Raw genomic sequence first — 14,449 nt, forward strand, 5'->3', positions numbered from 1 at the left:
GACAAAGAATGAGTGATAGCAGAATTTATCACCACAACGGTAGTTTGAGTAATACGTATAGTCGTGATGCAGAAACGAAGCTTTACCACACTTGGGACAGCTTGGATATTTTCTTTTGCCAGACCTATGTCCGGTTACGGGATTGTCTGGAGCAAACTGCCTTTTACAAACAAGGCAACGATACTTCTGGAAACCTTGCTGATCCTTGCCAAAATAGTAAAATTTTTTCGAATGGCATCGCGGACATACGACGTTTGATGGTACAATTTTCATGAGACTTGATTCCGTCCTTTCTGGGAGAAATTGGTTTTGTGACGATTCCATTGTACCAGAGGCGTTTCAAGTCTCTTTTTTAGTTTTAAGTTAACAGACCATTATTTCTCAATTGGAGAGAAATATGACTTCACCTTCTATTGCAACATTATGCGATATTCTGGAATGTTTAGGTACTGATCTACCAAGATTTTTCCAGGAACAGGCCGAAGACAAAGTTGTTTTTACCCATGATGATTTTGCTATCAAAGAAGACTCTGAGACCGGTAGTTCAATTTGTTGGCTGATACCAAATGCTCAAAAAAATGAGATGGAGCCTATTCTTGTACAAATTAGCCCAGGAGGACAAACTTATCCGGACAATCCTCATGAAGGAGAAGAATTTGGTTACATCCTTGAGGGCGCAATTACAATTGTTCTTGGGCAGCGGCGCATCAAAGCAAAAAAAGGCGAAAGTTTTATGATAAATCCAAGCGTGCCGCATTATCTTGAAAATAAAGGAAAGAAAACAGCCAAAATTTTATGGATTTCAACACCACCAAGTTTTTAGGCTTAATCGGAGGGGAAAATGGTCAGCTTATTTAAAACTAACAGCTCTGTGAAACCTGTATCAGCTAGTAATTCTGTTCAACAATTATCAGACTCGACAGGGTCTTCACATATAATCGAAATGATTAATGTAAATAAATCATTTGGTGATAATCAGGTTTTGGATAATACTACATTTTATATTCGTAATAATGAATTTATTACTCTTCTGGGACCAAGCGGTTGCGGTAAAACCACAACGCTTAGAATTCTTGCGGGTTTTGAGCAACCAGATTCAGGTCAGGTTACTTTTGAAGGTAGTGATCTGCTTAAGCTTCAGCCGTTCCAACGCAAAGTAAATACTGTTTTTCAGCGCTATGCACTTTTCCCTCATCTTAATGTCAGAGACAATATCGCATTTGGCCTTAATCTCAAAAAACTTCCAGCCAAAGAAATTACAACCAGAATAGATCAGGCACTTAAGATGGTAGATCTAAAAGGTTATGAAAACCGCTGGATTGACCAGCTTTCAGGTGGGCAGATGCAGCGAATTGCAATTGCCAGAGCAATTGTAAACAAACCTCAGGTGCTTTTATTGGATGAGCCTCTTGGTGCTCTTGATCTTAAAATGCGAAAAGAAATGCAGATAGAACTCAAAGAAATGCAACAATCCTTGGGAATTACTTTTGTATATGTAACTCATGATCAGGAAGAAGCATTAACCATGTCTGATACTATCATTGTTATGAAACAAGGTGTTATTCAGCAAATCGGTACACCTATAGATATTTATAATGAACCTAAAAATGCCTTTGTTGCAGATTTTATCGGAGAAAGCAATATAATACCAGGTCAAATGAGCCAGGATTATAAGGTTGAATTTTGCCAAACTGTTTTTGATTGTGTAGACAAACGGTTTGCAGACAATTCTGTAGATGTTGTTATAAGACCTGAGGATATACAGATTGTAGATCCTGAAAAAGGGTTGCTGACAGGCAAGGTCACTTCTGTTGTTTTCAAAGGAGTTCATTATGAGATGGTCATAGAATCAGAATTTTTTGATTGGACAGTTCAAAGCACCGATCCTGTGACTGCTGGGGAAAAAGTTGGTTTATTCTTTGATCCCGACGAAATTCATGTAATGGAAAAATCAGATTATTCGCCAGACAGAAGAACAGCTTCTGAAAAGGCAGAAGATGACATAGAATCTTCGGAGGACAACTGGTAATGCGAATGAACAAGCTAGCATATCCTTATATTCTCTGGATGGCTGTTTTTACAATAGCCCCTCTTTTGCTTGTAGCATTTTTTGCTTTTACAACATATGACCAAATGGGTAATTTATATTTCACGACCGAAGGCTTCAGAAATATTTTTATGACAAAAGATACTGTTGCACTTGATTTCTTTTGGCTAAACAGTATTTTTTCAGTGGATTTACAGGTTCCGATATATATTAATGTTTTTGCCAAATCATTAAATCTTGCAATTATAAGCACCGTAATATGTCTTTTACTTGGTTATCCTGCTGCATATATTATGTCTCAAAAAACTCGTCAAAACAGAGGTAAAAATTTTCTCCTTTTCCTTCTTATACTCCCAATGTGGATGAATGCACTATTAAGAACATATGCATGGCTTGCTTTGCTTGAGCCAATGGGCATAATAAACAGTTTTCTGGGATTATTTGATATCGGGCCAATTCAATTTCTTTATAATGATTTCGGAATTGGTCTTGGTATGGTTTATAATTATCTGCCCTTTATGGTATTGCCAATACATTCTGTGCTGGTAAAGATAAACAGCAGTGTCATTGAAGCAGCCGAGGATCTGGGAGCAAACAAAATACAAACTTTCCGTAAAGTTATATTCCCTCTCAGTATGCCAGGAATATTCTCAGGCATTAATATGGTTTTTATGCCGGCAATGACTACTTTCCTTATCCCTGATCTTTTGGGAGGTGGCAGATACCTTCTTATTGGTAACGCGATAGAAAGACAGTACATGGTTTCAAGGGACTACACTACCGGCTCTGCCTTGTCTATTCTTCTTCTTATTTTTGTTTTGGCAAGTATGCGTGTGCTTACAAGATATGAGCAGGACAATTCTGAAGGAGGTGTATTTAAGTGAAAAAAGCATTTAAGAATTTCTATATGATTTTAATTTTTGCTTTTTTATATGCACCGGTAATAGTGCTGATTGTATTTTCTTTTAATGATGCGAAATCAAGGGCAGTATGGGGTGGCTTTACGCTGGACTGGTATCGTAAACTTTTTCAAAACTCTGATATCTTAAATGCGTTGAGAGTAACATTGGTAATTGCTCTTTTGTCTGCAGTTATTTCTACTTTTATTGCAGCTATAACATGTCTTGGTATGCAGGCAATGAGAAGAAAATTCAGAAATATTATTATGCAGATAACATTTATACCGAATATCAGTCCGGATCTGGTTACAGGCATTTCTTTAATGCTTCTGTTTTACTTTATAGGTCTGAGTACGGGCTTTTCTACATTATTGATGGCTCATATTGCTTTCAATATCCCTTATGCCATATTATCAATAGCACCCAAATTTAAACAGATCGATAGCAATCTCTATGAAGCTGCTCTCGATCTGGGCTGCCGTCCTCGACAGGCAATAATCAAAGTCATTCTTCCAGAAATTATGCCAGGAATAATCACTGCATTGATACTTACCTTTACTTTATCAATTGATGATTTTGTAATAAGTTATTTTACTGCGGGAAATCAGATTTCTACATTGGCAATTACTATTTACTCAATGGCAAGAAAAAGTGTTAATCCTCAGATAAATGCTCTTTCAGCTATTATGTTTATGACTGTACTTGTACTGCTAATAATTGTCAATATTCGCTCAGATAAAGATAACAGAACACAAAGAAAGAAAGCCAGGAGGAAGTTTTTGTGAAACGAAATTTTTTATTTTTAATTGTAATGGTAATCATCATGTCCGTTTTTATGACATCATGTGCCAAAAAAGACAGATCTAAAACCCTTGTTATTTATAACTGGGGTGAGTATATGTCAAGAGAGTCCGATACTTATACTTTGTATGGGCAGGAATATGAAATCACCGATGTAATTGCCGATTTTAAATTAGCATATCCTGAATATGATGTTGTTTACAGCACATATGATGATAATGAAAAAATGTACCCTATGATAGACAAGGAATCTTTTGACATAATAATTCCTTCTGAGTATATGGTTGTTCGCTTGATTGAGGAAGAGAAACTGCAGACTCTTGATATGAGCAAGTTGCCAAATGTAACAAAATACATCGATCCAAGACTTGAAGATATCAGATTTGATAAAGACGAGGCAATAAGCAATCAGGTTTACGATTATGCTGCTCCCTATATGTACTGTACTGTTGGTCTAATTTATAACCGCGATGAAATTGGTATGCTAAGTGATAATAATCCTGAGCAAGTATGGTCAATTTTATTTGATAATCAGTGGGAAAATAGAATCGGTATGTACAACAGTATGCGTGAATCTATCGGAACGGCTCTAAATTATCTCGGCTATAGCCTGAACACAATCGCTGCGTCTGAACTAGATCAAGCCAGACAATTATTGATAGAACAACGGCAGAGCGTAAAACCGCTAGTAGGAATTGATGACTTAAAAGATAAATACGTCTCTGGTGAACTGGTTGCCGGTGTTGCCTGGTCAGGAGATCATATTGTCTGTCAGCAAAAATTGGAGGACGGTGGAGAAGATCCTCAAATGCTACAGTTTATTTTGCCTGAAGGCTCGAATATGTCTATTGATATGATGTGCATACCGGCAAATGCTCAGAACACAGAAGCAGCACATGCTTTTATAAATTTTATGTACGATCCTGAAATAGCCTTGAAAAATGCTGTTTATGTCGGTTTTTCCAGTCCTCATACAGAAGTTTTAAAGCAGCTGCCTTCAGAAATAACAGAAAATCCAAATTACTATCCTGACGAAGACACAATGGAAAAGCTGGAAATCTATTACTCCAGTCAGGAAATAGACTCAACCTATGATCGAATCTGGCAGGCAGTATTAGCCAACTGATAATATACTTTTATAATCTTTGTACCATTGCAAAACAAAAAACTTATCTATAAAATACAATTAGAAAGAGGAATTTTGATGCAAATTAAGCTGTCATAGTTCCTCTTTTTCTGTCTTTGCTACTTTTACATTTGAAGTACATTGAAACTTTAATCTGTGCAGCAGCTTATCAAACTCCATATGTCTCCAGCCAATTATTGATTTAAGCTGATTGATTTCATTTTCGATTTTTGTTATATCACTGATAGGCTTTAACACAAATATTTTCTCATTCTTGGTTTTATCCATTGTCTCTTCATCAAGGTATAATTCTTCGTACATCTTTTCACCTGGACGCAGACCTGTATAGACAATAGGAATATCAACCTCTGGTTCAAGGCCGGATAATCTTATAAGATCTTTTGCCAGATCCAGAATTTTCACTGGTTTGCCCATATCAAGCACAAAAATTTCACCACCATCAGCAAAAACACCTGCTTGAATAACAAGTCTGGAAGCCTCCGGTATAGTCATAAAATATCTTGTTATTTCAGGATGCGTCACTTTGACACAACCTTCTTCTTTTATTTGCCTTTTAAAAAGTGGTATTACACTGCCATTGCTACCCAGAACATTGCCAAATCTAACAGCAGCGAATCTGGTTTCAGAAAATTCACAGGCCATATGTTGAATGACCATTTCTGCCAAACGCTTGCTTGCACCCATAACATTAGTAGGGTTGACAGCCTTATCTGTTGATATAAGTACAAATCTCTTAACTTTATTTCTGGCAGCCGTCAAAGCAGCATTATATGTTCCAAAAACATTGTTTTTAACAGCTTCTCCAGGGCTATCCTCCATGAGCGGCACATGTTTATGAGCAGCAGCATGAAAAACCACAGAAGGCTGGTATTCAGCAAATATTCTTTCAAGTCTTGTTCTGTCCCTGACTGATCCAATCAAAACCAGCAAATTCAAATTTTTATATTTGGATAAAAGTTGCTGTTGCAATTCATAAGCATTGTTTTCGTATATATCAAAAACAATTAGTAGTTTAGGTTTAAAAGCTGCAACTTGCCTGCAAATCTCAGACCCTATTGAACCGCCACCGCCAGTAATCAGAATGACCTGATTCTCGAGTGTTTTTGATATTTCACAATTGTCCAGTACAACCTGATCCCTGCCCAGCAAATCAGCAATATCAACATTTCTGATATCACTTATACTTACTCTGCCGTCAATCAGATCACTTAGTAAAGGAACCTGTTTAAGTTCACAGCCTGTTCTTGCACAGATGTCGATGATTTCCTTGATCTCATGATTACTTGCACTAGGAATTGCTATGACTATTTCATCTACCCTGTATTCCTTGGCAACACTAATAATTTGATTTCTATCCCCTATAACCGGAACCCCGCGTATTTTAAAACTATGTTTATCGGGATTATCATCTATGGCGGCTACTGGTATTCTATTTCCAGGATGCTCTTGTAATTCTCTAATTATCTGACTGCCTGCATATCCGACACCTACAATCATAATGCGAATCATCTCAATTTTATTTTCAGCGTACATATTATCGGCAGAACCAATATCCTCATCCATTTTTTGATCACCGGCTTGCTGATTATAATTATCAGGATGTTCTTGTTCTGAATGCCGTTGTCTGTATCTTCTGCCATAATATCTGTAGATATTTGTTTTTTTATACACCCTGTTCATCAGCAGTCTGTAAATTATCCTGATTCCTGTTACCGACAAAAAAATAATCATCCAATATATAATGAAAACAGAGCCGGGGAAAACGAAACCTCTCCAATTCAGCATGGAGGCAATCAATACTCCTTGAATCAAAGTTCCGCCAAATAAAATCAAATATTGATTTATACTGGCATAACGCCAAATATGATCATAAAAGCCGCAAAGATAAAAAACGGCCAGTGAAAGAAGTATCATGAATGCTATAATCTCAGGCGAATTGAAAAATTCTCCTATGTGATCGTTGTGATCGCTATAGTCATATTTAATAAAAAAAGCAACCCATAAAGACAAAAAAGCAAACAGGCCATCCACAAAAGCCATTAATATTTTTCTTTTGCTTATTTTTAGTCTTACTGATTTCATTCCCCGCCTCCTGAAAATCTTTTCAGATAACCTTATTATCAAGTGCTTTTTCAGCATTATTTTTCAAAAGTTGATCTGCTTTGGCCTGACCATACATTTTTTTGATTTCATGCCATGCAAGCAGATTCTGTGGTGGTCGAGAAAAATCATTATGAGCATCTGATGAAATAAAATGAACCAAGTCAGCATCTAAAAGTTGTTGTACATATTCTTTGCGCCTACTGTATCTTATTTGTTTCTCTCTAGGAATACGGGAGTCAAATACAATACTACTGGCATTAATCTGTAATAACAGTCTATCTTGTTCAACCCATTGCAACAAGGTTTCAAACATACCTTCCTGAGACATTGCACGCTCAGGATGTGCCAAAACCGGTATATAGCCGGAAAGCTGCAAATTAAATAAAAGTCTATCAAGAAGCTTATACCCTCCGCTGAGAAACCTAGGCAACTCTACCAGCAGATAATCTGTTCCAGCCATTGTGAGTTTTAATGATTTACCATGTCTTTCTAAAACATTAAGACAGTCAGCCGAAAGAATTACTTCTGCTCCTGCAAACAGTTCAATATTATATTTTTTTTGGCAAACCAAATTTTTCAGAATATTTAATTGCAACTGCCGTTTTTCAAGGTATCTTTGCAACACCTCCTGAGAACTATAATGAACAGGTTCAAAATGCGGCGTACAGACGATTTTTTTTACACCCTGTTTTGCGTAATCCTTCAACATGTTTTCAGCTACTGTCAAATTGGCAGCACCGTCATCTATGCCTGGCAGAATATGACTATGTATCTCAATCATCTTCTGATCTTAATCCTCCGGACTCATTTTTTAAGTTTACAGGAGGTTTTCTGATTATATTTGCCGTTTGCCCAGATTCACCTGTTCGGTTACCTCTGGCTTGCTCTTTTTCTCTATTGATTGAATTTTGCTGCTTTCCATTGTCTAAACGCGTAGCAACAGCAGGTTGCGGATTTCGATTAACAAAAGATTTTTGCTGTTTGGGTTTAGTATTTTTTTTGCCCCTTTGACGGGCATTTGCTTCAGCAGTATAACTTTGCGAATAATAGTAATAGTAATAATCGTCAGTTTTATCATTTACACCATTAAGGATATAACCAAGAACTTTGGCATTTATTTGTTTTAGCATCGCAGAAGCACGTTTTAACTGGGATTTATCCACCTTACCAGCCCTGACAACAAATAAGGTAGCATCTACCTTGGTTGACACAATAGCAGCATCAGTAACAGCCCCAACAGGAGCACAGTCAATCATGACAAGATCATATTCCGTCTTTGCCATATCAATTAAACTCGTCATGGTATTTGACATCAAAAGCTCAGCCGGATTTGGCGGCACCGGACCTGCAGTTAAAATATTGAGATTCTCAGTAAGTGTTTCATGTACGAAGTCTTGGTAAACACCTTGATTTAGCAAGGCGTTTGTAAGACCTCGCCGGTTTGGCAATCCAAATAATCTATGAACTGATGGTCTGCGCAAATCGGCATCAATCAACAATATTTTCCTGCCTATCTGTGCATATGAAATCGCAAGATTTGCCAAGGTTACGGATTTGCCCTCAGACTGATTTGAGCTTGTGACGACAATAGCACGCAGCTTCTGATCAATCGAAGAAAACTCAATATTTGTTCTCGCCATTTTGAAAGCTTCTGATATAAGTGAAAGCGGCTCATGATGAGTAGTAAGATCCTGATCATAACGAATCCCTCTATGCTCCATTATCTTCGCCTCCCTTCAGCTTCTGCCGGATCTTTGGCAAATTCCGGGATAACGCCCAACATAGTAAAACCGGTTATAGCCTCAACATCTTCACTCGTTTTTACTGTGGTATCAAGAAATTCAACTAAAAAAACAAGTCCCACACCAAGCATCATGCCAATTATAAGACCTATAGCAAGATTCATAGTTTTATTAGGAAAACTAGGTTTTACAGGAGGTACTGCATCATCTATGATTTGCACATTGGCGGCTCCCATTTTATCAACAACAACATCAGAAAAAACTTCTGCCACCTTATTTGCCACTATAGCAGCAAATCCGGGATCTCTATCTGTAACAGTAATAGTCAGATGACGTGTATTGTCCTTTGTTCCCACATTAATCATATCTGCCAGATTATTTCTGGTATCAGAGTCTAATCCAAGCTGTTCAGCAACAGTATTGGTAACAAGTCTGCTTTTGCAAAGCACCTGATAATCATTTACCAGCTGTGAATACAGCATAAGATCATTGTACTGCACAGAACCTGATTCCCCATCCTGACTATCCTGCCAGATATATAGTAGAACATCAGCACTATAAAGCTCGTCAACCACAAAAAATGTATAAAAACCGCTGACACCAATACTAAGAGAAGCCACAACAAGTATCAGCCATAGGCGGCGCTTTAGAATGCGCAGAATGCGCATCAGATCAATTGATTCTGTTTCCAAAAATAGTTCCTCGCTTTCAGCAATCATGCCTGATAATCTGATTACTTTATTCATATTAGATTATAAAGCATCCCCTTGATGTGTCAACCAGATTAAGCTTTAATAACAAATACAATTATAAGCATTTTAGATATACTAATTCATATACAAGTCACATTTCTTCATAATTAATCAATAATACGGACATAATAAACTGTTAGAATTTAATCATAGCAAGCAAGCTTTTCATATTACTCCTCCTCTTCATACCCTCCTTTGAAAATAGAAATCCCTTGAGTGTGGTGGCTCAAGGGATTTTCTTGTTGTATAATAGATGTATTGTGCCATGAGGCAAAAATGAAACTTATAATATGAGGTTATAAATATATGCTTCCTTTCAAAAAACTTACACTAGAAGACATTCCTGCAGTAGCCGAGTGTCTAAAATGGCAGGATTATCGTACCAGCGATTACTCTGTAGCTGGTATTTACATGTGGGAAAAATACCTTAACACTGAATATTGTATAGTAAAGAACATGCTTTATGTTAAGATGATTTCTCAAACACAAACCCCTTATTTTTGCATGCCTGTCGGCTCTGGGAAAATAGATGAAGCAATACAAGAGCTGAGAAAACATTGTCAGGAAACAGGACATGATCTTTTGTTTGCGGCTGTTCCTGAACAAGCCGTTACAATTATCGAAGAAAAACTAGGCAAACCCGCTTCCATAGATGCTAACAGAGACTGGTTCGATTATTTGTATCTTGCAGAAGATCTGGCCGCAATTAAAGGCAAAAAATTCCGTACCCAAAGGAATCATATAAATAAATTTATTCGCTCATATAGTGATTTTAATTTTGTGAAAATAGATCATAGCAACATTTCAAGGGTTCGTGATTTCTATGCCAAATATGTTCAAGATAATCCTCCTGAAAGCAGACTCTCGCAATTTGAAAGTGAGGCTGTTATTAAATATTTAAACGAATATTATGATAAATTTGCTTCATTAGGATATTATCTCGAAGTCCATAGTCAGATAATCGGGTTCTGTTTGGGTGAAATCGTAAATGACACTCTTTTTGTTCACATTGAAAAAGCATCACTTGACTGGCATGGGAGCTACCAGATGCTGGTAAATCAGTTCGCTCTTAAAGCGCCAGAAGGAATTAAGTACTTTAACCGTGAAGAGGATGTTGGCATAGAGGGTCTTAGACAATCAAAAATGTCTTATAACCCTCTTTGCCTTTTGAAAAAACATACTATGAAATATCCATTGGATGTATTGTAGTTTAATCCCAGTAACCCATCGCCAACAGAACTTTATCGATCGTTCTGGCATTCAATAATGTAAAATCATTGCTAACATAAGGCAAGTCACCATTTTCTATGCATCTTCCCAGCTGCTCTACTTCTAAAGTATAGTTGTCAGGTGTATCGACATAGCGTCTGGTGATTTTGTCACCTTGCCAAATTTCAAAATGCAATCTGCCCTCAGCATTATAAGGTACAGGTGCAAAAATAGAACCTTCAGTACCGTGAATGAAAAACCTATCAGACCTTTGCGGTGAACACATCCCTGAAATCGCACTTGCCCGGCAGCCACCGGGGAACTCAAAATAAACAGCAGCAAAGTCATCTATTTTCTGTTCTGTGAAATTGGCCAAAGCCTTAACTTTGACAGGCTCTTCTTCCAGCAAAGTCAGTATCAGACTTATATTATAACAACCAAGATCATACAGCCCGCCACCCAGAGTCTCTCTTTGAACACGAATATTGTCAGGAGTGTGAAAAGGAGTTAAAAAGGTAGTTTCAATAAATTGCGGCTTGCCTATAACGCCACTATCAAGCGTCTTTTTAATTTCTTTTATTATTGGACTATGCAAATAGGCAAAAGCCTCCATCAAGAATACATTATTATCTTTACATACCTGTATCATTTCCAAAGAATCTTTCTCATTAGCAGCAAAAGGTTTTTCACATAAAATATGTTTTCCTTTCTTAGCAGCCTTTATAGTCCATTCTTTGTGAAGATCATTTGGCAAAGGTATATAAACAGCCTCAATTTCAGGATCATCCAGCATTGAATCAAGGCTGTTATAGCCTTTTACAAAAGAGAATTCCTTACGAAAACTCTCAACTTTTTCAGCATTTTTACCTGCAATCCCGTACAGCTCACAATTTTCAGCCTTTTTCATCGCTGGTATTACATGTTTTTTGGCTATCCCGGCAGTACCCAAAACACCCCATTTAATTTTACGCATTTTATGTCCTCCATTTTATATTTCAGCTTTAAAACTAGACTTCATTTATAAATCAACAGATTATATTCATGCTATGAATTATATCACTCTTATGCATCATTATCACTTGAAAATTATTTTTTTCTCCTTCTTCTTTTCACTAAAAAGCGTAACAAAATCACCTTTATGCTTTTTAACAAAAAGATTCTGATAACTTTATACACTTTTCACAAAGATTTGCATTTTAACTTATCATGGCTATTTTTTTTAAGCTTTTAGTTTTTTGCTTGACTTATATGTGTTAGAATCTATGCTGGTATTAATTGGCGAATAGATTAAGCGACAGGGAGAAAGTCATGAACCGGGCATTTACAAAAAAAGAGCGTACTCTTCCACCATAATTCGAATCCGTTCAGCCTGAAGATCACATCCTGAAATGATGCTGATCGTTTAATACAGGCATTTTTGAATTTTGTCTGCTTGATTATTCAGCCTTTAATCAATAATTATCAGGGAGGGACTTCATAACGTGTTATACGCATTTATTATTCCTATTTTGATAGCAGTAGTCATTACCTTAGGGTTTGCTGCATACAATTTCTTTCGTATCAAAAAAATGTCTACCGGAACAGAATTGATGGGTGAAATCGCCGAAGCAATTCAGGAAGGATCAGACTCATTTATTGCACATGAGTACAAAATTATTGCAATTGCTGCAGTTATAATAGCTGTTCTCCTTGGTGTAGTAATAGACTGGTATGTTGCAGTAGCCTTCATAATCGGTACTTTTATGAGTGCAACTGCAGGTTATATCGGTATGAAAATCGCCACTTTGGCAAATGTTCGTGTTTCAAATGAAGCCCGTACAACACTTGATCTTGGCAAAACAATGAAAGTTGCACTGCGAGGGGGCAGTGTTATGGGTCTTTCAGTGGCAGGCCTTGGTCTTCTTGGTTTATTAATTGTTTATGTAATTTTCGGATTAATTATGGGGCAAGCAAGACCTGAGCAGGTGGAAGTTGTTGAAAACTGGATCGGAATTCCTTTTATCCCTTTTACAATGACAGTTACCGGCTATTCATTAGGCTGTTCAGTAGTTGCTTTGTTTGACCGTGTCGGTGGTGGTATATACACAAAAGCAGCTGACATGGGCGCTGACCTTGTTGGTAAAACAGAAGCTCATATACCTGAAGATGACCCACGCAATCCGGCTACAATTGCAGATAATGTTGGTGACAATGTCGGCGATGTTGCCGGTCTTGGCAGTGACTTGCTGGAAAGCTATATCGGAGCCATTATCTCCTGTATTGTTCTTTCAGCTTATATGTTTTTTACCAGCCTGCACGGAAGCAATCCTATAAGCACTGAGCTTTTGACAAAAATGCTGATATATCCTATCTTGTTCTCAGCAATAGGTCTGGCCGCATGTGTTATAGGAATAGCTTATGTTTTGCTGAGAAAGTCAAGCCAGAACCCACATCGTGAACTGAATATTTCTCTTTGGTCAAGTGCATTTCTGATTATTGTCGGCAGTGCTGTTTTCACATTCTTCTTTTTCGAAGGAATGGACGTAAAGACTGCAGGCTTTACACTCGGAGTAATGTCCCCCTGGATATCATCCGTTGTAGGAATTATCTCAGGAATTGCAATTGGTTATTTTGCAGAAAGATATACCAGTTATGATTACAAACACACTCAAAAAATTTCTTTCGCTTCTAAAGGCGGAACGGCTTTGACTATAACTAATGGTCTTGCAGTCGGTATGAAATCAGTATTCCTGCCGGTTGCTACACTGGCACTGGCTGTTATAATAGCAAATGCAATATCCGGCATATATGGTGTTGCAATGGCAGCTATCGGAATGCTTTCATTCCTGGCAGCAACTGTTTCAGTAGATACTTATGGTCCTATTGCAGACAATGCCGGTGGTATTTCTGAAATGAGCAAGCTTGATCCTAAAGTTCGTGAAATCACAGATAAGCTGGATTCTGTCGGAAATACAACAGCAGCTATCGGTAAAGGATTTGCCATTGGTTCAGCCGCTCTGGCTTCTTTGTCTTTGCTCGTATCGTTTATGTACGCACAGGTTGGAATCAACGATACTGTTGTTGAAGTTTCACTTAATATTATCAATTCTTATGTTCTGGCAGGCGCATTTGTTGGTGCTGCAATGCCTTTCCTTTTCTCAAGCCTTCTGATTGACGCAGTTGCCAAAAGTGCTGGTGATATGGTAAATGAGGTAAGACGTCAGTTTAGAGAAATGCCAGGAATTTTAACAGGCGAGCAAAAACCTGATTACAAACGTTGCATAACCATCTCAGCAGCTGGTGCACTTAGAGAAATGAAACTGCCTGTTGTTCTTGCAGTTGGTGTTCCTATTGTAAGTGGATTCATCTTCGGTCCAAGTTTTGCCGGCGGTCTATTGATAGGTGCAACAATTTCAGCAGTTATGCTAGCTTTGTTCTCTGCCAATAGTGGTGGTGCCTGGGACAATGCCAAAAAATTTGTTGAAGCTGGCGGTGTAGATGGCGAAGGCAAAGGAACGCCTACACATGATGCAACAGTTATCGGTGATACAGTTGGTGATCCTTTGAAAGATACTGTAGGACCATCTCTTGATATCCTGATAAAAATCATGTCTACTATCTCTTTGATAGCAGTTAGTATTTACAGTCATTTCAATCTCTTTGACTTGTTCTGAGAAAGCTGTTATTCATTTTTAATAATCTATTAAATGCCACAAACGGATAATTATGACTGTTTACAGAGTCGTCTTGCAAAAGACGGCTCTGTTTAT

At 37.6% G+C, this 14,449-nt stretch carries 13 protein-coding genes; 7 read left to right on the forward strand and 6 right to left on the reverse strand.

Translation table 11 applies throughout. The features are described from left to right. The coding region (locus AC0KSB_RS04260) for a transposase (RefSeq protein ID WP_472306976.1) at positions 1-273 on the reverse strand (273 nt) is incomplete at its 3' end. 124 nt (positions 274-397) lie between these two features. Here AC0KSB_RS04260 and AC0KSB_RS04265 point away from each other — a divergent pair. The 5 genes from AC0KSB_RS04265 (at position 398) to AC0KSB_RS04285 (ending at position 4,873) form a co-directional block, all read left to right on the forward strand. Beyond that, positions 398-823: a cupin domain-containing protein gene (locus tag AC0KSB_RS04265; RefSeq protein WP_472306977.1), complete on the forward strand. Its 426-nt coding sequence runs from the start codon at positions 398-400 to the stop codon at positions 821-823. Between the two features lie 120 nt (positions 824-943). After that, a complete protein-coding gene (locus AC0KSB_RS04270) occupies positions 944-2,029 on the forward strand; it encodes an ABC transporter ATP-binding protein (protein ID WP_472307019.1) in 1,086 nt (361 codons plus the stop codon). Beyond that, the gene (locus tag AC0KSB_RS04275) at positions 2,029-2,931 is read left to right on the forward strand and encodes an ABC transporter permease (protein WP_472306978.1); all 903 of its coding nucleotides are present in this window, start codon (positions 2,029-2,031) and stop codon (positions 2,929-2,931) included. Before AC0KSB_RS04270 ends, AC0KSB_RS04275 begins: the two co-directional genes overlap by 1 nt. Before the next feature lie 23 nt (positions 2,932-2,954). Further along, complete coding sequence (locus AC0KSB_RS04280; protein ID WP_472307020.1) at positions 2,955-3,731, forward strand: ABC transporter permease; 777 nt, start codon at positions 2,955-2,957, stop codon at positions 3,729-3,731. After that, the gene (locus AC0KSB_RS04285) at positions 3,728-4,873 is read left to right on the forward strand and encodes an ABC transporter substrate-binding protein (protein WP_472306979.1); all 1,146 of its coding nucleotides are present in this window, start codon (positions 3,728-3,730) and stop codon (positions 4,871-4,873) included. The genes AC0KSB_RS04280 and AC0KSB_RS04285 overlap by 4 nt, the downstream gene beginning before the upstream one ends. Positions 4,874-4,966: 93 nt before the next feature. Here the strand turns inward: AC0KSB_RS04285 and AC0KSB_RS04290 are convergent, their stop codons facing one another. The 4 genes from AC0KSB_RS04290 to AC0KSB_RS04305 are packed head-to-tail and all read right to left on the reverse strand — an operon-like array spanning position 4,967 to position 9,485. Beyond that, positions 4,967-6,976: a polysaccharide biosynthesis protein gene (locus AC0KSB_RS04290; RefSeq protein ID WP_472306980.1), complete on the reverse strand. Its 2,010-nt coding sequence runs from the start codon at positions 6,974-6,976 to the stop codon at positions 4,967-4,969. Between the two features lie 22 nt (positions 6,977-6,998). Continuing rightward, positions 6,999-7,778 (reverse strand): tyrosine-protein phosphatase, encoded by a 780-nt coding sequence (locus AC0KSB_RS04295; protein ID WP_472306981.1) that lies wholly within the window; start codon positions 7,776-7,778, stop codon positions 6,999-7,001. Then, the gene (locus AC0KSB_RS04300) at positions 7,771-8,718 is read right to left on the reverse strand and encodes a CpsD/CapB family tyrosine-protein kinase (protein ID WP_472306982.1); all 948 of its coding nucleotides are present in this window, start codon (positions 8,716-8,718) and stop codon (positions 7,771-7,773) included. The genes AC0KSB_RS04295 and AC0KSB_RS04300 overlap by 8 nt, the downstream gene beginning before the upstream one ends. Then, positions 8,718-9,485 (reverse strand): YveK family protein, encoded by a 768-nt coding sequence (locus tag AC0KSB_RS04305; RefSeq protein ID WP_472306983.1) that lies wholly within the window; start codon positions 9,483-9,485, stop codon positions 8,718-8,720. Before AC0KSB_RS04305 ends, AC0KSB_RS04300 begins: the two co-directional genes overlap by 1 nt. A gap of 312 nt (positions 9,486-9,797) precedes the next feature. Here AC0KSB_RS04305 and AC0KSB_RS04310 point away from each other — a divergent pair, with 312 nt between their 5' ends. Further along, positions 9,798-10,700, forward strand: a complete 903-nt coding sequence (locus AC0KSB_RS04310) for a DUF2156 domain-containing protein (RefSeq protein ID WP_472306984.1) — start codon at positions 9,798-9,800, stop codon at positions 10,698-10,700. A 1-nt stretch (position 10,701) separates the two neighbouring features. On the opposite strand, the gene AC0KSB_RS04315 is transcribed toward AC0KSB_RS04310, so the two are convergent. Continuing rightward, entirely contained in the window at positions 10,702-11,673 is a 972-nt protein-coding gene (locus AC0KSB_RS04315; protein ID WP_472306985.1) for a Gfo/Idh/MocA family protein, read from the reverse strand. 508 nt (positions 11,674-12,181) lie between these two features. Here AC0KSB_RS04315 and AC0KSB_RS04320 point away from each other — a divergent pair. Further along, complete coding sequence (locus AC0KSB_RS04320) at positions 12,182-14,353, forward strand: sodium-translocating pyrophosphatase (protein WP_472306986.1); 2,172 nt, start codon at positions 12,182-12,184, stop codon at positions 14,351-14,353. The last annotated feature ends 96 nt before the right edge of the window (positions 14,354-14,449 follow it).

The organism is Ercella succinigenes, from assembly GCF_900002895.1.